This window comes from Stutzerimonas sp. VN223-3 (assembly GCF_045999685.1).
In the GTDB taxonomy this organism is placed as follows: domain Bacteria; phylum Pseudomonadota; class Gammaproteobacteria; order Pseudomonadales; family Pseudomonadaceae; genus Stutzerimonas; species Stutzerimonas stutzeri_AR.
The window spans coordinates 905803-931859 of the sequence record NZ_RBEC01000002.1 but is presented as its reverse complement, the minus strand read 5'-3'; the positions used below and the strand labels follow the sequence as shown (position 1 = coordinate 931859).

Annotated in this window: 18 protein-coding genes; 6 read left to right on the top strand and 12 right to left on the bottom strand. The window is 61.6% G+C overall.

The window, feature by feature from the left end:
- Nucleotides 1-6: 6 nt before the first annotated feature.
- Nucleotides 7-2571, top strand: coding sequence for a CHASE domain-containing protein (locus D7241_RS12990; RefSeq protein ID WP_408101863.1), 2565 nt, complete (start codon nucleotides 7-9; stop codon nucleotides 2569-2571).
- A gap of 97 nt (nucleotides 2572-2668) precedes the next feature.
- Here the strand turns inward: D7241_RS12990 and rpoH are convergent, their stop codons facing one another.
- From rpoH to ftsY, 4 genes are all read right to left on the bottom strand, one after another.
- Nucleotides 2669-3523: an RNA polymerase sigma factor RpoH gene (gene rpoH / locus D7241_RS12985; RefSeq protein ID WP_255977899.1), complete on the bottom strand. Its 855-nt coding sequence runs from the start codon at nucleotides 3521-3523 to the stop codon at nucleotides 2669-2671.
- 110 nt (nucleotides 3524-3633) lie between these two features.
- On the bottom strand, nucleotides 3634-4644 hold the full coding sequence (gene ftsX / locus D7241_RS12980) for a permease-like cell division protein FtsX (protein ID WP_408101862.1): 1011 nt from the start codon (nucleotides 4642-4644) through the stop codon (nucleotides 3634-3636).
- Entirely contained in the window at nucleotides 4641-5312 is a 672-nt protein-coding gene (gene ftsE / locus D7241_RS12975; RefSeq protein WP_025243434.1) for a cell division ATP-binding protein FtsE, read from the bottom strand. Before ftsE ends, ftsX begins: the two co-directional genes overlap by 4 nt.
- On the bottom strand, nucleotides 5309-6622 hold the full coding sequence (gene ftsY / locus D7241_RS12970) for a signal recognition particle-docking protein FtsY (protein WP_408101861.1): 1314 nt from the start codon (nucleotides 6620-6622) through the stop codon (nucleotides 5309-5311). The genes ftsE and ftsY overlap by 4 nt, the downstream gene beginning before the upstream one ends.
- 236 nt (nucleotides 6623-6858) lie before the next feature.
- Here ftsY and D7241_RS12965 point away from each other — a divergent pair, with 236 nt between their 5' ends.
- The 4 genes from D7241_RS12965 to D7241_RS12950 all read left to right on the top strand — a co-directional run bounded on the left by D7241_RS12965 (nucleotide 6859) and on the right by D7241_RS12950 (nucleotide 11476).
- On the top strand, nucleotides 6859-8211 hold the full coding sequence (locus tag D7241_RS12965) for a M16 family metallopeptidase (protein ID WP_408101860.1): 1353 nt from the start codon (nucleotides 6859-6861) through the stop codon (nucleotides 8209-8211).
- Nucleotides 8204-9745, top strand: coding sequence for a M16 family metallopeptidase (locus D7241_RS12960; RefSeq protein WP_408101859.1), 1542 nt, complete (start codon nucleotides 8204-8206; stop codon nucleotides 9743-9745). Before D7241_RS12965 ends, D7241_RS12960 begins: the two co-directional genes overlap by 8 nt.
- Nucleotides 9745-10344 (top strand): 16S rRNA (guanine(966)-N(2))-methyltransferase RsmD, encoded by a 600-nt coding sequence (rsmD, locus tag D7241_RS12955; RefSeq protein ID WP_255977909.1) that lies wholly within the window; start codon nucleotides 9745-9747, stop codon nucleotides 10342-10344. Before D7241_RS12960 ends, rsmD begins: the two co-directional genes overlap by 1 nt.
- Before the next feature lie 106 nt (nucleotides 10345-10450).
- Nucleotides 10451-11476 carry a hydrolase gene (locus D7241_RS12950; RefSeq protein WP_408101858.1) on the top strand — a complete coding sequence of 342 codons (1026 nt, stop codon included), beginning with the start codon at nucleotides 10451-10453 and terminating at the stop codon, nucleotides 11474-11476.
- A gap of 16 nt (nucleotides 11477-11492) precedes the next feature.
- On the opposite strand, the gene pelG is transcribed toward D7241_RS12950, so the two are convergent.
- From pelG to D7241_RS12910, 8 genes are all read right to left on the bottom strand, one after another.
- On the bottom strand, nucleotides 11493-12863 hold the full coding sequence (pelG, locus tag D7241_RS12945; protein WP_408101857.1) for an exopolysaccharide Pel transporter PelG: 1371 nt from the start codon (nucleotides 12861-12863) through the stop codon (nucleotides 11493-11495).
- Between the two features lies 1 nt (nucleotide 12864).
- Nucleotides 12865-14385 carry a GT4 family glycosyltransferase PelF gene (gene pelF / locus D7241_RS12940; protein ID WP_408101856.1) on the bottom strand — a complete coding sequence of 507 codons (1521 nt, stop codon included), beginning with the start codon at nucleotides 14383-14385 and terminating at the stop codon, nucleotides 12865-12867.
- A complete protein-coding gene (locus tag D7241_RS12935; protein WP_408101855.1) occupies nucleotides 14382-15371 on the bottom strand; it encodes a HEAT repeat domain-containing protein in 990 nt (329 codons plus the stop codon). Before D7241_RS12935 ends, pelF begins: the two co-directional genes overlap by 4 nt.
- Complete coding sequence (locus D7241_RS12930) at nucleotides 15349-16719, bottom strand: PelD GGDEF domain-containing protein (protein ID WP_408101854.1); 1371 nt, start codon at nucleotides 16717-16719, stop codon at nucleotides 15349-15351. The genes D7241_RS12935 and D7241_RS12930 overlap by 23 nt, the downstream gene beginning before the upstream one ends.
- On the bottom strand, nucleotides 16719-17237 hold the full coding sequence (locus D7241_RS12925; protein ID WP_408101853.1) for a penicillin-binding protein activator LpoB: 519 nt from the start codon (nucleotides 17235-17237) through the stop codon (nucleotides 16719-16721). The genes D7241_RS12930 and D7241_RS12925 overlap by 1 nt, the downstream gene beginning before the upstream one ends.
- Before the next feature lie 26 nt (nucleotides 17238-17263).
- Complete coding sequence (locus D7241_RS12920; RefSeq protein ID WP_408101852.1) at nucleotides 17264-20809, bottom strand: tetratricopeptide repeat protein; 3546 nt, start codon at nucleotides 20807-20809, stop codon at nucleotides 17264-17266.
- Nucleotides 20787-23651 carry an endo alpha-1,4 polygalactosaminidase gene (locus tag D7241_RS12915; RefSeq protein ID WP_408101851.1) on the bottom strand — a complete coding sequence of 955 codons (2865 nt, stop codon included), beginning with the start codon at nucleotides 23649-23651 and terminating at the stop codon, nucleotides 20787-20789. The genes D7241_RS12920 and D7241_RS12915 overlap by 23 nt, the downstream gene beginning before the upstream one ends.
- 165 nt (nucleotides 23652-23816) lie before the next feature.
- Complete coding sequence (locus D7241_RS12910; protein ID WP_408101850.1) at nucleotides 23817-24467, bottom strand: TetR/AcrR family transcriptional regulator; 651 nt, start codon at nucleotides 24465-24467, stop codon at nucleotides 23817-23819.
- 137 nt (nucleotides 24468-24604) lie between these two features.
- Here D7241_RS12910 and D7241_RS12905 point away from each other — a divergent pair, with 137 nt between their 5' ends.
- Entirely contained in the window at nucleotides 24605-26035 is a 1431-nt protein-coding gene (locus tag D7241_RS12905; RefSeq protein ID WP_408101849.1) for a coniferyl aldehyde dehydrogenase, read from the top strand.
- Nucleotides 26036-26057: the final 22 nt, after the last annotated feature.

The following is a 26057-nucleotide window of genomic DNA, read 5'->3' as shown; positions in this document are numbered from 1 at the left end:
GAAAGCATGAGCGAAACCGTGATCGAACACAGCGCACCCCTAAACAAGGTGCGGCAACTCTTCAACTGGCGTAACAGCATCGCCTGGCTCGTCCTGGCTTTCACATTGCTGGTGCAGTTGATCATCCTTAAGCAACTGGAGCTGAAGGAAGATCGCGCCGCAGGCCAGCAATTCGAGTTCATGGTAGAAAAAACCACCGAAGCCATCGGCAAGCGCATGATCAACCATGAGCAGGTTTTACTTGGCGCAACAGGATTGTTCGACGTCAGCGGTGAGGTCTCGCGTGAACAGTGGCGCGCCTATAACGAGCGCCTGCAACTGGCCGAGCGCTACCCCGGAATTCAGGGAGTCGGATTCGCCAAGGCCGTACGCCCCGAAGGTCTTGCGACCCACATCCAGAGCGTCCGCGGCGAAGGATTCGCAGATTACGACGTTCATCCACTCGATAGGGATCGCGCGCTCTACACGCCCATCGTCTACCTTGAGCCGTTCCGTGAACGCAACCTCGCCGCTTTCGGCTATGACATGTTCGCCGAACCGGTGCGCCGGAAAGCCATGCTGCAAGCAGCCGAGTCAGGGCAGACCCGCATTACCGGCAAGGTCACGCTCCGACAGGAAACCCACGGAAAGGTGCAGGCCGGCGTACTGATGTATGTGCCGCTGTACCTACCTGGCGCGCCGACCGACTCGCCACAACAGCGTCTGCAGGCGCTCCGAGGCTTCGTCTATAGCCCCTATCGGATGGACGATCTAATGCGTGGAATTCTCGGAGCCGCCGACCCGAACCTCAGCTTGCACATTTATGCCGGCGACCAGGAACGGCCAGAGAATCTCATCTTCGCCAGTCGTGAGCTGCCACGTGCCGAATCTGCCCGGCACAGCGAAGTCGCACGGCTCGACCTCTACGGGCAGATATGGACCCTGCGGCTGGAGAGCCTGCCGGAGTATGATCGCTTCTTTCATGTCAACAACGAGCTGGTCATCGGCCTTGGTATTGGCCTGAGCCTGCTGCTGTTCTTCCTGACCTCATCGCTCTCGCTAAGGCGTAGCCGCGCCGAGGCGCTGGCGCAGCAGATGACCGAGCATATCCGGGAGAACAAACGCGCCCTTCAGCTCAGTGAGGAGCGTTTGAGTCTTGCACTGAAAGGCAGTAACGACGGCCTTTGGGACCTGAACCTCGACGCCGCAACCTTCTACGCATCGCCGCGCGCCTGGCACATGCTCGGCTACCGCCCCGGCGAGCTGCAGTCGGATCTGAAACTATGGGAACAGGTTCTGGTGCCTGACGACCTGCCTCAGGCCAAAAGGCAGTTGGCGCACACCATGCTCTCGACGGTCGATCATTTCACCACCGAACTACGCTTCCAGCATAAAAGCGGAAAGGTGATACCAGCTCTGATCCGCGGCTATATCCAGCGCGATCGGAATGGTCAGCCGCTGCGCATCAGCGGCACCAGCATGGACCTGACCGAGCACAAGCGCATCGAGCAGATGAAAGACGAATTCGTCTCAACCGTTAGCCACGAATTGCGCACGCCGCTGACCTCGATCAGTGGTGCCCTGGGCCTGGTTACCGGTGGCGCGCTGGGCGAGGTGCCACCACCCATGCGGCAGATGCTGGAAATTGCTCATCGCAACAGCCTGCGCCTGGGTTATCTGATCAATGACCTGCTGGATATGGAAAAAATCGCGGCGGGCAAGATGTCGTTCGATATGCGCGAACATTCGCTCAGCCGACTGCTGGACGAGGCGCTGGCAAGCAACCAAGCCTTCGCCAGCCATCTCGGCGTGAACTGCGTACTGCGTAACTCTGCCGCAGTCAGCGTTTGGGTCGATGGTCTGCGCCTGCAACAGGTGCTGAGCAATTTCCTCTCCAATGCCATCAAGTACACCCCGGAAGGTGGTGAAGTAACATTGCACTGCAGTCTGCCCGATGCAGGCCATGTGCGCATCAACGTTACCGACCAAGGCCCAGGTATTCCCCAGGGCTTCCAGGCGCGGGTATTCGAAAAATTCGCTCAGGCAGATGCCTCGGACAGCCGTCAGAAAGGCGGTACCGGCCTGGGATTGGCGATCACCAAGGAGTTCATCGAGCGAATGGGCGGGCGGGTCGGCTTCGATACAGCAGAGGGTCAAGGCACGACGTTCTGGTGCGAACTGCCGATAATCGAATCATCCGGCTCTGCGACCGACCAGGGCCAGCTGCGGCTACTGGTTGTCGAAGACGAGCCGGATACTGGCCGGTTGCTGCACCTTATGCTGCGCGATGCCGGCTATTCGGTCGATCGCGTGCAGAGTCTGCATGCCGCGCGGGGCAAGCTCGCCAGCGTCCGCTACGAGGCGATGACACTTGATCTGCATCTGCCCGACGGCAGCGGGCAAGAGCTGATCGACGAGGTACGCCGCAATCCCGACACGCAAGCATTACCGATTATCGTGATATCAGCCGCTAGCCAGTTCGAGCAGAACGACAGCGATACCAGCATCACCTGGCTACATAAACCCATCAGCGCGGCGCAGCTGCTGATCGCACTCACCGATACCCTGGAAAACTCCCGGTCCATTCCTTGAACCGCCGGAACGCGGGCTGCCGACGAGGGCGTGACCTGACAGGTATAAAAAAGGCGCTACAGGCAAAACCTGTAGCGCCCTCTTAGGCTCTGGAAAATCAGGCCTGAATCGAGCCCTTGAGCTTGTTCATAGCGTTCTTTTCCAGCTGGCGAATACGCTCTGCGGAGACCCCATATTTGGCGGCGAGGTCATGCAGGGTCGCCTTGTTGTCACTCAGCCAGCGCTGCTGAAGGATATCCCGGCTACGCTCGTCCAGCGTTTCCAGCGCCTCGTGCAGGCTGGAGTTGGAATTGTCGCTCCAGTCGGCGTCCTCGAGTTGCCGCGCCGGATCGTAGCGATGATCCTCCAGATAATGCGCAGGCGACTGGAAGGCACTGTCGTCGTCGGCGTCGGCCGACGGATCGAACGCCATGTCGTGCCCCGTCAGACGGCTCTCCATCTCGCGCACTTCACGGGCTTCAACGCCGAGGCTGTCGGCAACCCGCTCGACTTCGTCGTTGTTCAGCCAGGCCAAGCGTTTCTTCTGGCTGCGCAGATTGAAGAACAGCTTGCGCTGCGCCTTGGTCGTGGCGACCTTGACGATGCGCCAGTTGCGAAGAATGAATTCGTGGATTTCGGCTTTGATCCAGTGCACCGCAAAAGACACCAGGCGCACACCCATCTCGGGGTTGAAGCGCTTGACAGCCTTCATCAGGCCGACGTTACCTTCCTGGATCAGGTCGGACTGGGCCAGACCATAACCGGAATAGCTGCGGGCGATGTGTACGACGAAACGCAGGTGGGCAAGCACCATCTGGCGAGCGGCCTCGAGATCCTGTTTATAGAACAGGCGCTCAGCCAGCTCGCGTTCCTGCTCGACCGTCAGCAGCGGAATGCTGTTGACCGTCTGCACGTAGGCCTCGAGATTGCCTCCCGGGACCAGGGCTTGAACAGGTTGCAGAGAAGTTGTCATGCAGGTCCTCCAATAATGAAGCTGCAGCAGTTTAGCATTGCCGGGTGAGACTGCAAGCTTGGGGTAAAATTCCCTTACACCTATTAAATTACTTAAATATCAATGAGTTATCATCGCGGCGCAAGCTCACTCAAATGCCGCGCAACAGCCAGCCAGGCGCCGATATAGCCCAGCAGCAAGGCACCGAGAACCAGCGATAGGCCATCTCCGACCGGCACCCCGGCCAGACCGAAGTCACTGCCATACAGGCCGGCCAAGCCAGTCACCGCCTCGTTCAACCAGCCCAGCCCGTAAGCCAGCAGCGACCAGGCGATCAGTCCGGCACCCAGACCGTACAGGGCTCCCATATAAAGAAACGGTCGCCGTACGTAGCCATCGGTTCCACCGACCAGCTTGACCACTTCGATCTCGGTACGGCGGTTCTCGATGTGCAGACGAATGGTGTTGCCGATCACCAGCAGCAAGGTCGCGATAAGCAGCAGGCTGAGGCCGAAGACGAAGCGATCGCCGAGTTTCAGAATCGCCGTCAGCCGCTCGACCCACAGCAGGTCGAGCTGCGCCTGCTCCACGCCGGGCAAGTCGGCCAGGCGCTGGCGCAGGGCTTCGAGGTTGTCTCGGTCGACCTCGCTGGGCGTCACCAAGATCACACCGGGCAAAGGATTTTCCGGCAGCTCGCGCAGCGCCTCGCCCAGTCCCGATAGCTGTTGAAACTCTTCCAGCGCCTGCTCGCGACTGATCCAGTCAGCTTCCGACACATCCGGCATCGCCAGGATCTGCTCGCGAAGCGCCTGGCCCTCCTGCGCATCCACATCCAACTGCATGAACAGTGAAATCTGCGCCGCACGCTGCCAGGACCCGCCGAGCCGCTCGACGTTGTCCAGCAGCAGCGCCAGGCCCATCGGCAAACTCAGCGCGACGGCCATGACCAGACAGGTGAAGAAGCTGCCGATCGGTTGTTTGATCAGCCTGCCAACACTATCGACCATGCTGGCGCGGTGACTTTCCAGCCAGGCGTGAAACAGCGTCTTGAAATCCGGTTCGTCGCTTCTGGGCTGCTCAGGCTTGTTCCGCACGCCACCCGCGCGCTCGGCCGGGTTCGGATTATTCTCGGGTGCGCTCATCGTGCCGCCTCCCCGTCGCCAATCAGGCGACCACGCTGCAGGGTGAGCATGCGATGACGCATGCGGGCGATCAGCGCCAGGTCGTGACTGGCGATTAACACGGTGGTACCGAGGCGATTGATATCTTCGAAAACACCCATGATTTCAGCGGCCAGTCGCGGGTCGAGGTTGCCGGTCGGTTCGTCGGCGAGCAGCAGAGCCGGCCGATGCACCACTGCGCGGGCGATGCCGACGCGCTGCTGCTGGCCAGTGGAAAGATCCGAGGGGTACTGCAACGCCTTGTCCTTGAGGCTCACCCGCTCCAGCGCGGTCATGACTCGCTGACCGATCTCGCGCTTGTTCAGCCCCAGTATCTGCAAAGGCAGCGCGGCATTGTCGAATACGGTGCGATCGAACAGCAGCTGATGATTCTGGAATACCACGCCGATCTGCCGGCGCAGGAACGGGATCTGCGCATTGCTAATCCGCGACAGGTCCTGCCCGGCCAGTAGCAGCTTGCCGCTGGTGGGGCGCTCCATCGCCAGCAGCAGACGCAGCAGGGTGCTCTTGCCTGCGCCGGAGTGGCCGGTAACGAAGAGAAATTCTCCGCGCTGCACATGGAACGACAGTTCGTGCAATCCGGTGTGACCGTTGGGATAACGCTTGCCGACCTGTTCGAATCGAATCATGACGAGACGTTACCTCCGCTCGCCCCTTTCTCGGCAAATAGCGCATTGACGAAAGAGTCCGCTTCGAAAGTGCGTAAATCATCGATGCCTTCGCCGACACCGATATAGCGGATCGGCGTGCCGAACTGCTTGGCCAGCGCGAAGATCACACCGCCCTTCGCCGTACCGTCTAGCTTGGTCAGTGCCAGGCCGGTGAGCTCCACGGCCTGATTGAACTGGCGGGTCTGGTTGATGGCGTTCTGGCCAGTGCCGGCGTCGAGCACCAGCAGCACTTCATGCGGAGCCGTCTCGTCCAGCTTACCGATGACCCGACGGACCTTCTTCAGCTCTTCCATCAAGTTGTCCTTGGTATGCAGACGACCGGCGGTATCGGCAATCAGCACATCGATGCCGCGGGCTTTGGCGGCCTGCACGGCGTCGAAGATCACCGAAGCGGAATCCGCGCCGGTGTGCTGGGCGATCACGGCGATCTTGTTGCGCTCGCCCCAGACCTGTAGTTGCTCCACGGCGGCCGCCCGGAAGGTGTCGCCGGCAGCGAGCATGACTTTTTTGCCCTCGAGCTGCAGCTTCTTTGCCAGCTTGCCGATGGTGGTGGTCTTGCCGACGCCGTTGACACCGACCACCAGAATCACGAAAGGCTTTTTGCCGGCTTCGATCGTCAGCGGCTGCTCCACCGGCTTGAGCAGGCTGGTCAGCTCTTCCTGCAACGCCTTGTACAGCGCGCCGCTGTCGGCCAGCTCCTTGCGCGACACCCGGCGCGCGAGGTTCTGCATGATTGCCGTGGTTGCCTCGACGCCGACATCGGCAGTCAGCAAGCGGGTTTCCAACTCATCCAGTAGATCGTCGTCGATGGCCTTCTTGCCCAGAAACAGGCTGGCCATGCCCTCGCCGATACTGGCGCTGGTTTTCGACAAGCCCTGCTTGAGCCGCGCAAAGAAACCGATTTTGGCAGCCGGCTCGGCAGTGGTAACAGCTGCCGGCTCGACGGCAATCTCGGCGAGCACCGGTGCCTCGGGAATTTCCTTGGTCTGAACGACTTCGGGGATGGCCTCGGGTTCGGACTCAGCCTGCAGCACTGCTTCCGGTTTGAGCTCCGGCGCGGTTTCCGGCTCGGGCTGAGCATCTGTCGGGCGCGGCTCAGCGGCCGGGATCGCATCGACCTCGTCGGCGAACGGCTGGCTGTCTTCCAGCGGCTCGGCAGCGGGTGGCTCAGCCGCCGGGGTCTGCGGCTTCTTGCGCAACCAGCCGAACAAGCCTTTCTTTTCGCCAGCCTCGGCCGGCGCCTTCTTATCGTCGTTGGAACCAAACATGGAGAAGATTTTCTCAAGAGGGCGAACGCCGGCGGCCACGCCACCGGCCAGACGGGGGCTATCCTAGCACTGCGCAACCGCCTGCGCTAAGCGCGGGCAGCCACCCGCCACGCGGCGCGATGCATATCCAACGTTCCGCCGCTTTGCCCTGACACCGACGCCCCAGTACCATGCCCTGTGTGCTCCCGCCTGCCGACGTCACTCGGCGGGATTTATCCCTGAACGAGCCCCTGAATATGCCCTTGATGCTACGCCGCGCCGCAGCCCTGTTACTCGGCGCTCTGTACCTGCCATTGGTCGTCGCAGCCGACACCCAACCCACCCACGAATTCTTTCTGGATAACGGCCTCAAGGTGATCGTGCGCGAGGATCATCGCGCCCCGGTGGTGGTATCCCAGCTCTGGTACAAGGTCGGGTCCAGCTACGAGTCGCCCGGAAAGACCGGGCTTTCCCATGCGCTCGAACACATGATGTTCAAGGGCAGCCGCAAGCTTGAAGCAGGCGAGGCGTCGCGCATCCTGCGTGAACTGGGCGCCGAAGAAAACGCCTTCACCAGCGACGACTACACCGCTTATTACCAGGTGCTCGCACGTGATCGCCTGGCCGTTGCCTTCGAATTGGAGGCCGATCGCCTGGCGAGCCTCAAGCTGCCGGCCGACGAGTTCGCCCGTGAGATCGAAGTGATCAAAGAAGAACGGCGGCTGCGCACCGACGACAAACCCAGCGCCCTGGCCTTCGAGCGTTTCAAGGCCATGGCCTACCCTGCCAGCGGTTACCACACGCCCACGATTGGCTGGATGGCGGATCTTGAGCGCATGACCGTGGAGGAACTGCGCGCCTGGTACAAAGCCTGGTATGCACCCAACAACGCTACGCTGGTGGTGGTCGGTGATGTCACGCCGGACGAAGTTCGTAGCCTGGCCGAGCGCTATTTCGGGCCTATCGACAAGCAGCCGGTGCCCATTGCCAAGCGCCCGCTGGAGCTGGACGAGCCAGGCGAGCGCCGCCTGCAGTTACATGTGCAGACGCAGGTGCCCAGCCTGATCATGGCCTTCAATACCCCTGGCCTGGCCACGAGCGAGAATTCGACGCAAATCCACGCCCTGCGCCTGATCAGCGCGCTGCTCGATGGCGGCTACAGCGCGCGCCTGCCGCAGCGACTCGAGCGCGGCCAGGAGTTGGTGACCAGCGCCTCGGCCTGGTACAACGCCTACGCTCGCGGCGACAGCCTGTTCGTTCTCAGCGCGGCGCCCAACATACAGAAGGGCCGAACCCTTGAAGAAGTAGAGGACGGTCTCTGGCAGCAACTCAACCTGCTCAAGCAGACTGCTCCCTCGGCAGAAGAACTCGAACGGGTCCGCGCTCAGGTCATTGCTGGCCTGGTTTACGAACGTGACTCGATCACGCAACAGGCCACCACCATCGGCCAGCTGGAAACCGTGGGACTGTCCTGGCGACTGATGGACGATGAACTCAGCGCCCTGGAGGCGGTGACGCCAGAAGACATCCAGCAAGCCGCCCGCACTTATTTCACCCGCTCGCGCCTGAGCGTTGCCCATGTTCTGCCCGAGGAGACCGGCGATGAGTGATCGCAACCTGGTGCGTCGCAGCCTGCTTGGCCTGGCGCTGGTGTCCTGCCTGGGGCTGGCCGCCTGCGATGGCAAAACCGGCGAAACCGCTGCATCGATTCCCGTACCGACCGAAGAAACAGTTGCCACGCCGGCAGAGTCCGGACAAGCCATCGCCAAGGCAGCCGAAGAGGATAAGTCTCGGCTGGAATCGCTGGACGAGCTTGGCGACCAACCTCTGCCGCGACGTGAGCTGGATATTCAGAGCTGGCAAACCGAAGGCGGCGCCAAGGTGCTGTTCGTCGAGGCCCATCAGCTCCCGATGTTCGACCTGCGCCTGACCTTTGCCGCCGGCAGCAGCCAGGACGGCGGTGTGCCAGGACTGGCCATGCTAACCAACGCCATGCTCAACGAAGGAATCGAAGGCAAGGACGTCACCGCCATCGCCGAGGGTTTCGAAGGGCTCGGCGCCGACTTCGGCAATGGTTCTTACCGCGACATGGCGATCGCCAGCCTGCGCAGTCTCAGCACGGCGGACAAACGGGAACCGGCGTTGCAACTGTTCAGCCAGGTGCTGGGCCAACCGACTTTCCCGGCGGAATCGCTGCAGCGGATCAAGAACCAGGTACTCGCCGGCTTCGAATTCCAGAAGCAAAACCCCGGCAAGCTGGCAAGCCTCGAACTGTTCGAGCAGCTCTACCAGGACCATCCCTACGCACACCCCAGCGAAGGCACACCGGAATCGATCCCCGGCATCACCGCCGAGCAGTTGCGCGCGTTCCATGCCAAGGCCTACACCGCTGGCAATGCCGTGATTGCCCTGGTCGGCGACCTCAGCCGCGAGGAAGCCGAAGCCATCGCCGCTCAGGTTTCCAGTGCGCTGCCGCAAGGGCCGGCACTGCCACCACCACCCGTGCCGAACGAGCCCACTGCCGGCAAGCACCACATCGACTTTCCTTCCAACCAGACCCACCTGCTACTCGCGCAACTGGGCATCCCCCGCGGGCACCCGGACTACGCCGCGCTCTACCTGGGCAACCAGATCCTGGGCGGTGGCGGCTTCGGCACCCGCTTGATGGAAGAAGTCCGGGAGAAGCGCGGGCTGACCTATGGCGTGTATTCGGGCTTCAGTCCGATGCAGACCAAGGGCCCGTTCATGATCAATCTGCAGACCCGCGCCGAACTCTCCGAAGCGACTCTCGGGCTGGTGCAACGCCTGGTCGCGGAGTTCCTTGAACAAGGCCCGACGAAGGCCGAACTCGAACGCAGCAAGCGTGAAACGGCTGGTAGCTTTCCGCTATCCACCGCCAGCAATGCCGATATCGTTGGCCAGCTGGGCAGCATCGGCTTCTATGATTTGCCGCTGACCTACCTCGAAGATTTCATGCAACAGGTCCAGGCGCTGTCGGTCGAAGATGTCAGGACCGCGATGAGCAAGCACCTCAGCGCGGACGGCTTCGTGATCGTCACTGCGGGCCCGCAAGTCGAGCAAAAGCCACTGCCGGCACCAAGCGCAAAACCCATTGAGCAACCCAGCAGCGTTCCGGAGCATTGATGGCCAACCCACCCATTCGTCCTTCCGCTCATGGTGGTCAGGGGCAGCTACGCATTATCGGGGGCGAATGGCGCAGCCGGCGCTTCAGCTTTCCCGACGCCGAAGGGTTGCGACCGACACCTGACCGGGTACGCGAAACATTGTTCAACTGGCTCGCGCCTTATATGTCCGGTGCGCGTGTGCTCGATCCTTTCACCGGTAGCGGTGCGCTGTACCTGGAGGCCCTCTCCCGCGGCGCCAGCATGGCCCTGGCGTTGGATGTGAACGCCAACGCCATCGCCAGCCTGCGCAAACATCTGGACACGCTCAAGTGTGGGCAGGGCCAATTGCTGCAAAGCGATGCCCTGCGCTACCTGGAAACCCAGACACCAACGCCTTTCGATCTGGTCTTTCTCGACCCCCCATTCAACAAGAACCTGCTGCAACCCGCCTGCCAATTGCTGGAAACCAACGGCTGGCTGGCCAAACACGCCTGGGTCTATACCGAAAGCGAAGCTGTGCCTTCGAGCCTCGGCCTGCCCGGCAACTGGCGGCTGCACCGGGAGAAGCAGGCCGGCAAAGTGCACTACGCGCTGTGGGAGCGCAGCGGCGAGTCGTAGCCATTCGCCTGCTTGATGACACCAAGGTGATGCGCACAGCAACCAGACGTGGACCAACCAGAACCGCGGTACCGACCCGTACCGTAACCAGCAACGGGGCCATTCAGTGTCCGTGACCTTTCCTGACATCGCCGCCGAACCTGAAACGAGCCCGGCCTTCGCACCGGCCTGGTGGCTACCTGGCGGGCACCTGCAGACCCTCTGGAATCCCTTCTGCCGGCGCTCGCCTGCGCTGCCGCGCCGCCGCGAGCGCCTGTGGCTCACCGACGGGGATTTCATCGATCTCGATTGGCACGGCCCGCATGATCCTGCGACTCCGCTGGCGCTGGTCCTGCATGGGCTGACCGGTTCTTCGAGCTCGCATTACGTGCTCGGCCTGCAACAACGACTGACCGCCAAAGGCTGGGCCAGCGTGGCGATCAACTGGCGCGGCTGCTCGGGTGAACCGAACCTGCTACCGCGTGCCTACCATTCCGGTGCCAGCGATGATCTTGCCGAAGTCATCTCGCATCTGCGCGCCAGCCGTCCATTGGCGCCTCTGCACGCGGTGGGCTACTCGCTGGGTGGCAACGTGCTGCTCAAGTATCTCGGCGAGACGGGCAACAGCGCACCCTTGCAGAAGGCCGTGGCGGTCTCCGTACCGTTCCGGCTGGATCAGTGCGCCGACCGCATCGGCCTTGGTTTTTCGCGCGTCTATCAGGCGCACTTCATGCGCGAGATGGTGGGCTACGTGAAGGACAAGCAGCGCTTATTCACCCAGCAGGGCGCCGCGGATCATCTGTCCGCCCTGGAACGGCTCGGCTCGCTGAAAGGCCTGCGCACCTTTTGGGATTTCGACGGCCGCTTCACCGCCCCGCTGCATGGCTACACCGATGCCAGCGACTACTACCGCCGTGCGTCGAGCCGCTATTTTTTGCCGGATATCCGCATCCCGACGCTACTGATCCAGGCGGAAGATGACCCCTTCGTATTCCGCCACAGCATTCCCGATCCGGCAGAACTCTCAACGACCACAACCCTGGAGCTGCACCGCAGCGGCGGACATGTCGGCTTCGTCGAAGGCTCACCGACCAAGCCGCGCTACTACCTGGAGCGGCGGATACCGGAGTGGCTGGCCGCAGGCAGCGACTGAGTAACCAAAACCCAGCTCAGCGGCCAAGCATGAAGGTTTCGTACTCAAGATCATCCAGCGAACTGGATAGACGAACCAGCCCAAGCAGCACGCAAGCCAGTACTGAGAGAGTGAAGCCGTAGCCGAAGAAACTCGGTCCCAGCTGCTGGCTGGCCATGGTCAGCGCGGCATTGAGCAGAACGAAGATCAGGCACAACTCCAGAACGATGCTGCGCTTGTCGAGATAGAAGAAGACGTTCAATAACGCCATGAATACGACCTGGATGCTGACGCCAATCAGGTCAACGTAAAACAGTGGCAGGTAATAGGCGGACATACCCAACCACGCCAGCAGCTGCGGGGCGATCAGGAACAGCAACACGACAGTCAGCCCCTGAACCTTGCAGATCTCCAGCAGCCCTTGGCGCACGGAAAGGATCATCTGGTGTTTGAGCTGGCCGATATGCTGCAAGGTCTCGCCACCGCGAATGGCCGAATAGACGCGGTCATACCACTCGGCAAAGTCCGTCTCGATGCGCACCAGAAATACCGCCATGCCAGGAATAATGGCCAGATAGGCCAGGAAAATCGGCAGGTCATAAAGCATCGAAGCCCGCAGTGGCCCGATGACTTGACTGGAAGTGCTGGGGTTGAACCAGAACAGAATCTTGTCGATCCAGATACCGAGGTTGTAGCAAAGACCGGTCAGCAACAGGCTGATAAATACCTGCTTGCGTTTCAGAAAATCGAAAGCCACCAATTGTTTGGCCGGGTATTCCCGCAATATGTCGAACAGGAACATGAAGAACAGGCTGGCGTGCCCTATCAGCAAGCCCATCAGCAATCCTTCGAGCTTGAGGAACCGCAGCAGGAACGAACACAGCACCATCAGCGAATAGCCTGCCACCATCACTAGCAAGATGCGGTTGTAGGCCTTCATTCCAGACAGGAAAACGATCGTCAGCCACAGGTTGCAGAGCACCACGAAGTTGGCCAGCATCAGCAACCGGTAAAGGAACGGCTGGTCGAACAGCACGCTCAGCAGGGCGAAGCCGAGTAGCCCCGACGACACGGTAACGACCAGCAGGATGCCCACCAGGTTCGGCAGGATGCGCTCCTCCTGCTTCTCGAACAGCCGGTCGGAGATGAAACGGGTGAAGAACAGCTGAGCGCCACCGGTAATGATCAGCGAGGCCGCCATCAGATAAGTCACGCTGACCAGAAACTGGCGAATCAGCAGTTCGGGGATTACTACACCCAAGCTCATAACGCCGATCACCATGACGCTGATGATGGACAACACCCAGGGGCCAGAACTGATCAGCCCTGCGTAGAGATAGGCTCTAAGCGTTGCGGTGTAGGAATCGCGAGAAAGAATTTTGCGCAGCTCGAATCCGATACCGGCCATGTCAGACGGCTCCCATGGCGTTGCGATAGAGGGTGCGATAACGCTCGAGCATCAGTGCGTCGGTGTAATAGCGGTTGACGCGTTCCAACCCCACCGCCTGCGCCGCCCGCCAGCGCTCGGAATCGCTCAGCAGGTCGACGATGGCGCGCGCGGTGGCCTGCGGATCGGCAATGGGCACTACCTCACCGGCGCGCCCCAGTGCGGGTTGTTCGTCCGGCGCTCCTTCGATCAACTCTCGGCATGAGCCCACGTCGCTGCTGACCACCGGCGTGCCTGCAGCCCAGGCTTCGAGAATGACCAGCGGCTGCGCCTCGCTGATAGATGTCAGCACCATCAGCCCCAGGCTTGGCAGCAGCTCGTGTATCTGACGAAAGCCGAGAAACTTAACGCGGCCTTCCAGCCCCAAACTGATCACCAGGCTGCGACATTCGGCAGCATATTCCCGATCTTCTTCATCAGGCCCGACTATCCAACCCTCTGCTTCGGGAATGGCGCTGATCACGCCGCGCATGGCGCGGATGAAGGTTTTCACGTCCTTGATCGGCACCACTCGGCCGACCAGCCCGACAATCGGAGGGATGCCTGGTGGCCGCCGTTCCAGCGCATCGGACCAGCCGGACATGGCGATACCGTTGGGGATGACACGGGTGCGCGCTGGTTCCGCGCCATCGGCGATTTGCCGTTGGCGGTTGCCGTCGTACAGGGCGATGATCGGATCGGCCGAGCGATAAGTCAGCAACCCGATCCGCTCGAAAAATCGGATCCATAGCCGGCGAACATAGCTGAATTCGGCATCCAGGCCCATGCGCAAAGCTTCGTCCGGGCTGTCGGATATCCAGCTGGCCTGGGCCAGGTCGATCTTGCGCTCCTTGGTATAGATCCCGTGCTCGCTAAGCAGATAGGCGCATTGCCAGCGGCGCTGAAGAACACTCCCTACCAAACCCGCATAGCCAGTGGAAATGGCATGCAGGGCACGCGCTCGCGGCAGTCGTGTGATCGCCTGCGCCAGCATCACCAACGGCGCTTGCATGGTGCGCAGTGTCCAGAAGTAATTGATGAACGATGGGTCGCTGCAATGCCGCGTATACCCTTCGGTGATCGCATCCCAGCTCGCCCGGCTGTGCAGTACGTCGTCCAGCGTTAGCCGGCACGAGGCCAGCATCTCGAGAATCGCTTCGCCCTGCTCCGCATCCGGCGGGTCCGGGTGATGGAAAAACTGGTGCATCTGGTGCATCGGCCCGCGTGAACCCTCGCGCTTGGCGGCGGCGACCGCATCCCCCGGTCGCCAAGCGCTTTCCAGAAAGTGCTCCTCGATGTGCACCACATTCGGCGGGATCTTGTACTGGCGCTTGGGATAGGCCTCTCGCTGTCCGCCAATGAAAAACACCGAGAAGGTGAACTCCGGCAGGCCAAGGATCAACTGATTTACCCAGCTGGATACACCGCCACGCACATAGGGCCAGGTGCCCTCGAGCAGCAGGCAGATATCAGCGACAGGGGCTTCGGGTAGATTCTTGGTCACAACCAGTATTTCCCTAAGGCGGCAAATGGTGGGCGGTTCAACACATCCTCCGGCAGCTTTGCCAACTGCTCCGGGACCTCCGCATAGCGCCTCTCGATAAATGCGATCTCTGCGCGAAAAGGCGCCAGTTGCTGCGCGCCGACGCCCGCGGCCTCGGCATTCGCCAGGTGTGTCTTGGCGGCATCCAGGCGCTTGTGCTCCAGTGCGATGCGTCCTGCCAGGACGTGCGCGTAGGGATTGTCAGCATCAGCGAGGGTTTGCTCGACATGTTCTCGGGCCTGGCCAAGCACATGGTCGAGCACGCTTCCCTGGGCCAGCCCCAAGTAGGCCAACTCCCAGTACCAGCGCGCCAGGGCGTCGTGCAGCGCAGCCTTGTGCCGGGTATCGGCGGTAGCCAACTGCTGGAGTGCCATTTCGATACGATGGTTGATCTCGCTTTCCTGCTTGTCGAGCATGGAATAGGCCAGCAGCCGTACGTCATCGGCTGGATCGCGCAGCGCCAGCTTGAGAATCGGAATCGCCTCGCGACCCGGCATGCGCCGCGTGGCGAAGAGCGCCGCCAAGCGCTTCTCCGTGTCCGGTGCATGGCGCAAGACATCCTTCAGGCCGCCATCACTGAACATCAGCTCACGGCCGCGTTCCTGCGGGCGAAACGGCAGTTCGGGCACAGCCATTGAGTCCCAACTCTGCTCCTGTCGACGACGCGGCAGATACAAGGCCGGGAACAGCGCAGCCGCGACGCCCACGGCCCCCAGCAGCGGCACGAAAAAGGCCAGACTGAAGATGAACAACGGGCTCCAGGGCAACGGAAACTTGTAACGCCGCGGCAATACCAACCAAATGCCACCGCTGAGCATGGCACTGCTGAGTGCGTGCGCAACTATGTATAGGAGCGTCGCCTGAACAAGCCCGAGGGACTGGCGGAAGGCGGCCCAGCTGCCCACCTCGAACAGCAGCGCGCCGCTAAATAGCCACTTGCTGATCATTCAGGTCGCACTCACGGAAAAGAAAATTACGTAGCGCATCGCGGCCATTTGCCGTGCCGAGGTCATGGTCGAGCACGCGCACGTCCAGGCTTTCGAGCGATTCGCTGGTGCCGAAGCGTTCACCGAGCAGTGTGTTCAGACGGAACAGATAGCCTTGAGCGCCTTCGGCAGAAGTCAGCGGCAACAACACCAGCACACAGGTATTGCCGCGCTGGTTGCTCAGCCTGAGCTGCAGGTCCAGGCCGCGCCGGCTGTCTTCGATCAGACGCAGCACCTCGGCGCCGCGCGGCGAGGCGCTTATCTCGAACGAGAACAGACAGGCGTCCAGCCCGTGCCGCTGCGCATCGGTCAGCGAGCGCTTGAGATTCTGGCTGAACAGCTGGCTGTCCATGTCCTGCAGATGACGCGTTTGCGGGTCGCTGAGCATCAAGTCGGCGATATGCCCGGCGAGAATCGCCAGTAGTCCGAAGATCCGCTCATTGAACGAGAAGAACGGCATCTGCTCCACCGCCAGCAGCGCCACGACGAGCCCTTCGGTATCGACCAGCGGCACACATAGCTGGTATTGCGAGTGCTGGCGGTGTTCGCCACGCTCGAGTAGCTGCTCGCGAATGCTCACCAGTTCACCGCGCTGCACACACATGCGCACCAGCAGATCATCGGTGTTCATAGGTGCCGCTTCACCGATCAGGCTCAAGGGCTCCGGCACGACGCTACCGCCGTGCACGCGATACAGACCGGCGGCCCGGAACGAGCCGTACTGCGCGAGCAGATTCATTACCGGCTCGGCCAATGCGGCAAGCGTATCGTCACCGCGCGGCAGGTTGCGCAGTTGGTTGCGCAGCCCGTACAGGGAACTGCGCAGGCTCTGGTCATTGCCGGCAACGCGCTGTTCGAGACGGTCATGCGAAATGCGCAGGATGTAGTGCGCGCGGGTGAACTCGTCGAGTCGCAGTTGCCGATAATCGTTGGCCAGGTCGAGCCGCTCCAGCCGGCGCTCCCAGATATCACGAAACTCACCCACCAACATGCCACTCACCAAGACGCCGACGATGAACGAGGCGGGCATTTCTGGATAGTGGCCACCGAAGCGGTGATAGGCGATCAAGGCGAGGATCAGCAGCACGGCACTGACCAGGCCGCGCATGAAGCCATAGCGCATGCCCAGCAGAAGTGGCGCCATCACCGTCCAGGGAAAAGAGCCATGGACCATCAGCGGATCGTCAGGCGAAATCCAGTAGCCGAGCGCAATCGCCAGCCCGCTGAGCAACCAGGTTTCCAGCCAGGAGACCGCACCGCTGGCGCGCGGCGCCAGGCTGAAGTCCTTGTGTGCCGATCCGATCGCCATTATTCGAGACGCAACGCGCCGGCCAGCTCGCGCAGTACCTTCTGCGCCGTGCCTGCGAGGCTTTCGCGGGACCAGCCGGCACGCGCACCACTGTTGTTCCACACTACGCGACCGCTAGCCACCTCGATCACTTTCAGGCTCATGCCCACGGCGGGCTCACCATCGAGCCCACTCTTGTATTGCCATTCCTCGACGCTGCCGCCGATGACGTAATCGAGCCGCTCGGCTTGAGCCCAGGCCATCGCATGGCTGAGCCGTTCGCGATCATCGATCAGTGGCGCCACACCCTGAGCCACGAAGGGATAGTGCCGTGGCTGCAGACCGCGCTCGGCAAGTACGCTGAGCAGGATCTGCTCGGCCCGCTCACCGGCCTGGGGCGCCTGGGAGTAGTTGACGATCGGCACCAGCCCCCAAGCCGCATCGCGCGGCAACGCCGAAGCGCTCTGGTCGGTGAAGCTGGAGCAGCCGCTGAGGAAAAACGCCACAGCCAGCAAGGCCAGGCAGCGAATGGATGACATGGTTGATTCTCCTTGTAGATCGCGCATCAGCGTCCGAAACGGGCGCTGTAAGTCATGCCCAGTGTTCCACCCGGTTCGCCGTCACCGCTGCGCGGTGCGGACTGGAAGCCAAAGGTGAAGGCCAGTTCATCGTCGCCGAGCACTCGCATGCCGACGCCGGTGGTGATCGCGTAATTGGGCTGCTGCTCCGTCCACTGCCAGCCCGCCAGCACATCGAGCAGCCAGCTGTATTGAGCGGTTCCTTGGTTCAAAGCGCCTGGAAAACCACGCCGCCAGGTACTGCCGACGTACAGCTGGCCGAAGCGGTCTTGAAGCAGATCGGCTGCCAATGCTGGCTCCGGCCCGTCCGTCTGTATCGAACTCAACTCGCCCGCCTGGCTGTACCTCGAGTAGCTGAGCCCGCTACGCAGGGTCCAGCTCGGCCCCTCGAAAAAAACCGCATGGCTCAGTTCGAGATTGAACTGATGACCGTTACCCACGGCTTCGCCATCCAAAGTGCTGAAGCGCTGATGAGCCAGCGACCAGCTGAGCTGATCGCGCGCGCTGATCCCATGGCGACCATTGATGCTCAGCGCGTCGCGCCTGCCCAAGGCCCGCAGCAGTCCGCTTTCTTCGGCCTGGCGGTGCCAGTCGAACTGCAATTCAAGCGCGTCGGAATCGCCCAACTGCAAGCTGCGCGAAACGCTCGCCCCGCGACGCTCGCCCTCATCGTGCTGGCTGCGGTCCAGCGCAACGCCCAATGCACCGTTGGCCAGCGTACGGGTCAGTTCCAGCTCGGTTGTCTGCTCGACCCCGGGTCGCGTACCTAACAACCCGGTACCGGAATAGTCGAGCCGCGCCAGGGACAGCTGCGCATGCCAATCTGCATTCAGATGCCTGGCGACTCGTGCTGTCTCGCCCTGCAGCCGAATGGTGCCGAAATCCTGCTGGCGCAGGCCGAACTGGAAGCCCTGCGGACTGCTCTCCTGCAACGCCAGGCTTTGTCTCAACAGCTGCTGGCGTATCGCAGCGGGTTGCTCGGCGGACAATGCCGCAAGGCTCTCTGCCAGCGGCTGGCCGGTGCCGCCCAGCCGCATCAAGGCCTCGACGCGTTGCGCCGGGTCCAGCCCGCCCTGCGCCAGCAAGCGCTCGAGCAGGCCACGGTTGTTTGCCTGCAACGCTTGCTGCAACTCGGCGTACTGATTGATCCGCAAACCGTTGCGGCGCCCCCAGGAGATCCATTCGCCCTTCACTGCCGTTTGACCCAATGCATCGAGCTGGGCGCTGAACTGCTCGAACCACAGTTGCAGCATCGGCCGGGATCCATCGCGCCAGCGCAGCGCCTGCTCCGTAGCCAAACGGGTCGACCAGCTATTGCTCAATAACCGCAGATACGTCCGGTACCGCGCCGGGTTCGCCGCGGCCGGGTGCACCTGGTTCGTGCGTAGCAGATGGCGACGCAGGCGTAACGCGCGATCGCTATAGCCGGTACTGTCCAGGACGTCGGCATAAGCCGCCTGCACGAGCCAATCGTTGGGGTTGGCACGCAAATACAGGTCGAACCAGCGCAAAGCCTCGTCACTGCGGTTGAGCAGCAGGCTGGCACTGGCAAACGGCAGCCATAAACGACTGCTGCCGGTTGCCAGAGGACGCCACTGAGCCAGTAACGGCACCAATGCATCGGCCTGATTGTGATCGATGTAGTGCCACAGCAGCTGCTCACGGAACCGGTTCGAGCGCGGAAACCGGATCAACGCCTGCCGGTATAGCCGCCCAGCCTCGGCAGAATTGCCCGCTCGTTCGGCCAGCAACGCACGTGCGCTCCACAGAGCCGCGACCGATCGGCTGTCTGGCATCCGCTGCCCTTCGGCAACCAGCACCTCGAGCCGCGCCATGTCATCAAGGTCCTCGGCGAGCTGTAGCGCCCGGCTGAGGTTCGCCGGTGTGCGGTTGCGCTGCCAGCTGGCGATCATCACATCCAGGGCGCTGGCCGGTGAACTGCGGCTGTACAGCCTGATCAGGCGTTCCTCGCCAGTATCGTCCAGGTCAACACCCAGGGTTTCGAGCCTGCGATAGCTGTCCAGTGCATCGGTATCGCGTTCCAGTTCCCAGGCAAGCTCGGCGCGCAGATGCCAATAGGCTTCGTCAGTGACCGCGTCGGCATCCAGACCATTTAGCACTTGCCAGGCGCCTTTCGGGTCGAACAGCTCCCAGTTGACCCGCGCCCAGCTCACACGCTGGTCAACGTTCAGCCCGAAGCGGCGTTCGATCTCGGCCCAAAGCTTGGCCTGCGCGGCTAGTTGCTGAGTCTGTTCGAGAACCAGTTGCAGGCGCAGCCAGGCCAGTTGATGGTCGGGGTGCAACTGCAGGTAACCACGCAGCCAGCGCTCAGCCTCGCTCGGCGTACCACGAGCCTGGTGGCTATAAACCAATGCCTCCAGCTCCGCGTCCGATAGCCGGCGCTGCTCGGACAGCGCCGCCAGCAGCGCGACTGTGTGATCGAAGTCGAACAGCTGTGCGGCCAGGCGCCAAGTATGTTCGCGTATTGCCGGACGGTCATCGGTCTCGACCAACCGCAGCCAGAAGTCCAGCGCCTGAGCGGAGTGACCGGTCCATTCGCCGAGTTGAGCCAGTTGTTCGAGCCGCGCGGCATTCAGCGGGCCTAGGGTCGCCAGACGCTGGCCGATCAACCAAGCCTCGTCGATCTGCCCGGCGGCCAAGCGCAGGTCAAACTCCACGTTCAAGGCCGCTACGTCATCCGGTGCCAGCGTGCGCCATCGCGCCACGGTTTCGCTCGCCAGATCGAAGCGCTGGCTACCGACCGCTGCCTGCGCCGCCGAGCCAAACAGCGCGCCATCGGCTTCGGTCAGTAACGTCAGGTTGCGGTGGATCAACTCGGCGGCTTGCTCAGCGCGATCGGCCGACCGCAGGGCAGAGAATGCCTGCTGCAGGTATTGGTGTTTTTCAGCTCTGGTTTGCGCGGTTGAAATCAGTCCGGTGAATATTTGTGCGGCCAACAACGGTTCACCCGCCGCCAGATGGGCACGGGCGGCCTCCTCAAGCCAGTAGGCACGTTTGGGTACGTCGCGCTTCGCCAGATCACGGTAGATCGGCGCAGCCAGTCGGGGAGCTGACAGCGCGAGCGCGTAGCCGGCCTGACGAACCAACTGGTCGATAGAAAGAGTGCCGCTCTCCACGCCACGCAGTTGATCGAGCAATCTTTTGCGCGCCTGATCCGATATGCCGTCAGGATTGGCAGTGGCCTCGAGAATCGCTAGCTCCATGAGATAGAAGCGCACGCTACCCGCCTCGCTTGCGGCCAGCTGAAACACATGCGAGCGAGCGCGTGCATAGTCGCCCAGCTCGATCAGTTGCTCGACCAGTTTCCGGCGCAGGTCGGTATCGTCCGGATGAGCTTCGAGCAACAGTTCTGCATAGTTGATGGAGACAGCATCGGGCCGCTTTTCACCGGGCATGAAGACATCTTCGCCAGCGTAGGTCCAAACCAGCACTCCGCCCACCAATACCACTACCAGCAGCATCGTCCAGGGACTCAGCAAACGTGCGGACTCAGTGGCAGCGTAGTTGCGCATCGGCCATCCGCTTCATTGGTAGATCGAACTGCCACAGGCCATCTTTGCCGGTCGCCTGATAGCGCTTGCCCGCGACATCGAGCGAACAAGCCGCCGCCGCGCGCACCGAAAAGCGCAGCGGCACTTCACCGGCGAAGGACAGCCTGATACTGCCATCGCCGAGATACTCCCACGCGAGTAACGGCAGGTTGGCTTCCTCGAGCGCGGGACGCGGATCGCGCTCGCGGCGCAGGGCCAGCACGGCATTGGCGTCGCTCAGGTGTACATAGCGTCCCTGCGGCAGGTCACGCACGCCAGCGACACCGCTCGAACGCGCAAGGTCAGGCCAGCCCAGCGCCGGATCCAGGCGTAGAGTGCGCAGGCCATCCAGGCCGCGAACTTGCCAGCGACCGTCTGGCAAGCGCGCCAGACTGGCCTGATGCAAGCCGTGCATGCGGGTGATGTATTGGCTCATCCATAAGGAGATCGGTTGCTCGGCCTGCATCGAGCGGTAGATGTCCTGCATTACCTTGATCGAGGCCTGCTTGGTCCCCGAGTAGAAGTGGTAATAAAGGTGCAACCCGCGCAACCGCCGAGGGCTATCGGTCAGCGCAAACGTATCGAGCACGCCTCGAAAGCCGTAATAAGGGCCCTTCCAGAGATTGGTATAGAGGTTCTCGTTGATGACCGGCGCGTAATATTGAACGCCCCCCGCGGTAGGCCTGATCAGCGGTGACAGACCTGTCAAGGATGGGTATGCGCGGGTTAGCGCAGTGGTGCCACCATTGACGTTGGCCAGACCTGCCTCGTAAGCCAGCTTGATGGTCGCTGCGTCCGGTAAAGCATCACCCGACCAGAAAATCATTTTCACCGGTTTGTCGGCAGTGGTCAGACGCTGGTTGATATAGGCCGTGGAACCAAACACCTCACGCTTGAAATCAAGCTTGTCGTAACCCGGGATAGCCAACATCAACCCGTACTCGGCGGTGAACCCTTCGCGATGTTGCGCCCGCTCCGGCTGCCAGAAGTACGGGTGACTGAATGAGTGGGTTGCGACCTCGACCTTGGGGTCGGCAAAAATCTGCCGGGCGATCGGCTCCAGTTCGCGTGCCAGGTGCGGGAAACGGCCCTTGGGCCCGATCTCGCCCTCGATCACCGAGACGGATGTCAGAAATGGATGCGGCTTGATGAAGGCATCGAACACCTCGCGCCCGGCATAGGGGGAGCCGGTGACCTCGGCGCGTGACAGGAAGCCATCCCCATCGATGTGCACCGTGGCGATCCTGCGGCCGTTCTCGGTGGTTGCATCCGGTCGTGGCAGTGGCGGCAATTGCAAGGCGCGCTGCAAAAAAGCGAAGGGATCGAGCATCCAGCGCTGGCTACCCGGACCCTCCTCGATAACATAAGGCTTCAGAGCGATGCCGCCCCAAGGCCCGGTTGCCACCGGCACGTATCTACGCTTTTCGCTATCGACCAGCACCAGCCCCGGCGTCGTCGCGCCACTTTCGTGGACCGTCAAGGCTACGAGATCACGAACCCGGATCGTCAGCGGCGCCTCGAATTGCCCTAGTAGCGTCTCGTCCTGGCTGGCGACGACGACCTCTCCCTCCGCTGGCGCACCGACACGACGCAGGCCCATGCGGTTGAGCAGATCGTCGTTGGCCAGTGGAAGGCCACCCATGATCGCCAGCGGAACGCCTTCATCCATCCGTGCCGATAGCCACCGGTTGAACACCGCGGGTTCGTCAGGGGGGCCGCTGGTCATCCAGGTAACGACGCCAGCATAAAGCCCGCTCATCGGCCCATCGGGCAATTGGTCAGCAGGCAGATAGTCGACGCGATAACCGATGTATTCCAGCAGGCCGCCAAGAAAAAGATGGCCTCGGTTGGATTCCAGCGGGCTCTCGCGGCGGTCGTAGACCAGCGCGATGCGCCGCGGCTGTACCTCCACGCCGCTAACGCCGAGGTAATTCAGTTCGGGTATCGTCACGAAGGGTACGAAGCCCTCGCGCTGTAATCGCAGGGCTAACGCTCGCGCCTCGTCACGACGCGAGGCTGGTAAATAATCGATCGCAATCAGGGGTACGCCCTGGGCGCGTAGCGGTTCGAGATGCGTTTCCAACCAATCGCGGTCGTCTTGGGGAACCGTTCGGTAGCGCCCGGTGTTGGCATCCCAACCGGAATGAATCGACTCCACAGCCACTGCCGAGGCGACTCCAGGCAGTTCCGGCAGCACTTCGAAACCGCGATTGAAGATGAGCTCGAGGGTCGGCTGGCGGTGCTTGAGCTCGATGAGAAAGTCTCGTAATGCGACCCGCTGCGCCTCTCGCTCGTCCGCTGGAAGCAGCTGAAAACTGTCAAGGGTATCGAGAAACAGCCCTGTATAGCCCTGCTTTGCCAGCTCGCCAGCACGATTCAGCAAATAGTCACGCCAGGCTTGCGAAGTTATCAGCATGACGTGGCTGTTCCAGGCCTGGTTACGCACGCTGCTGGCGCCTTCCGCCAGAGCGCTGCTCGACCCACTGAAACTTCCATCGAACTCACCCACCGACAGGTAGGCGAACGGCTGGCTGCCTTGATCGCGCAAAAATCCGACGCCAGCAGTGTTCGCGTGAGCAGATTCGAGCACCACCCAATCGAACTGGGACAGTTCGGCGAGAGGCGGGCTATCGGCGTACCAGAACACCACGCTGCGTGGGGCTTGCGGGTTGCCGATCACTGGTCCGTCAGCCGCAAACAGAGCGGCGCAGAACAAGGCCAAAACGGTGCCGATTAGCCCCGTGAAGACGCGCGATGCCAAAGACAAACGCCGCGCATTGCCCGTTGCGTCGATTCGACAGACGAAGGCATGAAAGAACCGCATGGTTCACTCAGAGTCATTTGTGAACCGGTATTAATCCATATGCAAAACACCAATACAAGCAAAATGCCACTATTGGTGACAAGAGTTTGACCCACGCAAAGAGAAACGCCAATAAACCACTGAAACCAAAAGATAATCGCCCTTCAGTGAGACCGCCGTCTTAAATCAGAAATGCAAAGTCACCGACAGCCGCTGCTGCAGAGCCTCGAAAGCCCCACGCGCTTGCGGCACGACAAACCCATCCTCAAGCATTAGCAATTGATAGATACCCCGCTGCAGCATCGTTTCGCTAAGCGCGGTCGCGCTGCTTACCGTACAAAGAAACCGCACCCAAGACGTCATGATGATCCAGGCATTAACTGACAGCGCCTCCACCTGCGGCGGTGTCATGTCGAGAATGCCGGCTTCGACGAAGCCCTGATAGATCCGCTGCGCGCTCACCAGATGGCGCTTGGCGAACAGGCGGTAGCGCTCCGCCAGCTGATCATCGTTGCTCAATAGATGCTCGAGATCCCGGTGCAGAAAGCGGTAGTCCCACATTACCGAGAGCAGCGCTTCGAGGTAAGCGGTCTTGTCGTCGATGGTCAGCGCGCGACCTTCGGGTAGTTGCAGGAAGCCATCGACGCCCGCCTCGTAACGGTCGAACAGCTCGGCAATGATCATCTGCTTGTTGCGAAAGTGGTAATAGAGATTGCCCGGTGAAATCGTCAGATGCGCGGCGATGTGGTTGGTGGTCACGCTCCGTTCGCCCTGTGCATTGAACAGTTCGAGGCTGGCCTGAAGGATGCGATCGCGGGTTTTCGATTTCGGAGACATTGCGGGAGAGGTTCATCCGTCGCGCTAAAACTGGAGTGCAAAGGTAACCCAGCAATCACGACAGAGCACCTCGATTGACAGGCTAGAGTCTTTACTCTAATAAAGCTCATCATTGCACGTTTTTTGGAGCATCGCCCATGCTTGCCGACATCGCCTACCTAGACCAGACGCGCCTGGAAACCGAACGCCTCCAGCCGCTGTTCGAGCGCCAGCGCAGCGCCTTTCAGGCCAACCCCAGCCCGCTCGCAGAGGATCGTCTGCAATGGCTGGAGGCACTGCACGATATCCTCGCCAGCAATCAACAGGCGTTGATCGATGCTATCAGTCAGGACTTTGGCAACCGCTCGGCAGACGAAACGCGGCTTGCGGAAATCATGCCCAGCTTGCACGGCATTCGTTACGCCAAGCACCATCTCCGCAAATGGATGAAGCCATCGCGACGCCGCGTGGGAATGGCCTTTCAGCCGGCCAGTGCGCGAGTGGTTTATCAGCCGCTCGGCGTGGTGGGCGTCATCGTGCCCTGGAACTATCCGCTATACCTCGCCATCGGCCCGCTGGTCGGTGCACTGGCCGCAGGCAACCGGGTGATGCTGAAGCTGAGCGAGTCCACCCCGGCCACCGGTCTGTTGCTCAAATCGCTGCTGGCGCAGATATTTCCGGAGGACCAGGTGGCGGTAGTGCTCGGCGAGGCGGACGTGGGCATAACCTTCTCGCGACTGCCCTTCGATCATCTACTATTTACCGGCAGTACCAGTGTCGGCCGGCATGTGATGCGCGCCGCCGCGGAGAACCTGACACCGGTCACGCTTGAGCTGGGCGGCAAGTCACCAGCCATAGTCTCGAAGGATGTACCGCTGACCGACGCCGCCGAGCGCATCGCCTTCGGCAAGACGCTGAACGCCGGGCAGACCTGCGTTGCGCCCGATTACGTGCTGGTGCCGAAGAATCGTGTCGATGGTTTCGTCGAGGCCTATCGCGGCGTAGTCCGGCGCTTCTATCCGCAACTGGCCGACAACCCCGACTACACCTCGATCATCAACCAACGCCAGCATGTGCGGCTACGGAGCTATCTCGACGATGCCCAGGCCAAAGGCGCGCAGGTTTTGCCCCTGTTCGATCAAGCCCAGGAGCGGCGCATGCCGCACTATCTGTTGCTCGACGTAAACGATGACATGCAAGTGATGCAGGACGAGATCTTCGGGCCGCTGCTGCCGATCGTGCCCTACGACGACATTGAACAGGCGCTTGCTTACGTCAATGCGCGCCCTCGCCCGCTGGCGCTGTACTACTTCGGCTACGACAAGGCCGAGCAGCGCCGCGTATTGCGCCATACCCACTCCGGTGGCGTCTGCCTCAACGACACCTTGCTACATGTCGCCCAGGACGATCTGCCATTCGGCGGCGTCGGCCCGTCGGGCATGGGCCATTACCATGGACACGAAGGCTTTCTGACCTTCAGCAAGGCCAAGAGCGTGTTCATCAAACAGCGTTTAAATGCAGCCCGCTTGATCTACCCGCCGTACGGCAAGCCCCTGCAGAAGCTGATCTACAAACTGTTCGTGCGCTGATCTCTGCGCGCGCTGGTGAGAT

Excerpts from the sequence above, each read along its gene's own strand:
- rsmD (WP_255977909.1), top strand. The coding sequence starts at position 9,745 with ATGGCCAACCCACCCATTCGTCCTTCCGCTCATGGTGGTCAGGGGCAG.
- pelG (WP_408101857.1), bottom strand. The coding sequence starts at position 12,863 with ATGGCCGGTATCGGATTCGAGCTGCGCAAAATTCTTTCTCGCGATTCC.
- D7241_RS12925 (WP_408101853.1), bottom strand. The coding sequence starts at position 17,237 with ATGTCATCCATTCGCTGCCTGGCCTTGCTGGCTGTGGCGTTTTTCCTC.
- D7241_RS12990 (WP_408101863.1), top strand. The coding sequence starts at position 7 with ATGAGCGAAACCGTGATCGAACACAGCGCACCCCTAAACAAGGTGCGG.
- D7241_RS12915 (WP_408101851.1), bottom strand. The coding sequence starts at position 23,651 with ATGCGGTTCTTTCATGCCTTCGTCTGTCGAATCGACGCAACGGGCAAT.
- D7241_RS12965 (WP_408101860.1), top strand. The coding sequence starts at position 6,859 with ATGCCCTTGATGCTACGCCGCGCCGCAGCCCTGTTACTCGGCGCTCTG.
- D7241_RS12920 (WP_408101852.1), bottom strand. The coding sequence starts at position 20,809 with ATGCGCAACTACGCTGCCACTGAGTCCGCACGTTTGCTGAGTCCCTGG.
- ftsY (WP_408101861.1), bottom strand. The coding sequence starts at position 6,622 with ATGTTTGGTTCCAACGACGATAAGAAGGCGCCGGCCGAGGCTGGCGAA.
- rpoH (WP_255977899.1), bottom strand. The coding sequence starts at position 3,523 with ATGACAACTTCTCTGCAACCTGTTCAAGCCCTGGTCCCGGGAGGCAAT.
- D7241_RS12910 (WP_408101850.1), bottom strand. The coding sequence starts at position 24,467 with ATGTCTCCGAAATCGAAAACCCGCGATCGCATCCTTCAGGCCAGCCTC.
- ftsE (WP_025243434.1), bottom strand. The coding sequence starts at position 5,312 with ATGATTCGATTCGAACAGGTCGGCAAGCGTTATCCCAACGGTCACACC.
- D7241_RS12930 (WP_408101854.1), bottom strand. The coding sequence starts at position 16,719 with ATGGCGATCGGATCGGCACACAAGGACTTCAGCCTGGCGCCGCGCGCC.
- ftsX (WP_408101862.1), bottom strand. The coding sequence starts at position 4,644 with ATGAGCGCACCCGAGAATAATCCGAACCCGGCCGAGCGCGCGGGTGGC.
- D7241_RS12905 (WP_408101849.1), top strand. The coding sequence starts at position 24,605 with ATGCTTGCCGACATCGCCTACCTAGACCAGACGCGCCTGGAAACCGAA.
- D7241_RS12960 (WP_408101859.1), top strand. The coding sequence starts at position 8,204 with ATGAGTGATCGCAACCTGGTGCGTCGCAGCCTGCTTGGCCTGGCGCTG.
- D7241_RS12935 (WP_408101855.1), bottom strand. The coding sequence starts at position 15,371 with ATGATCAGCAAGTGGCTATTTAGCGGCGCGCTGCTGTTCGAGGTGGGC.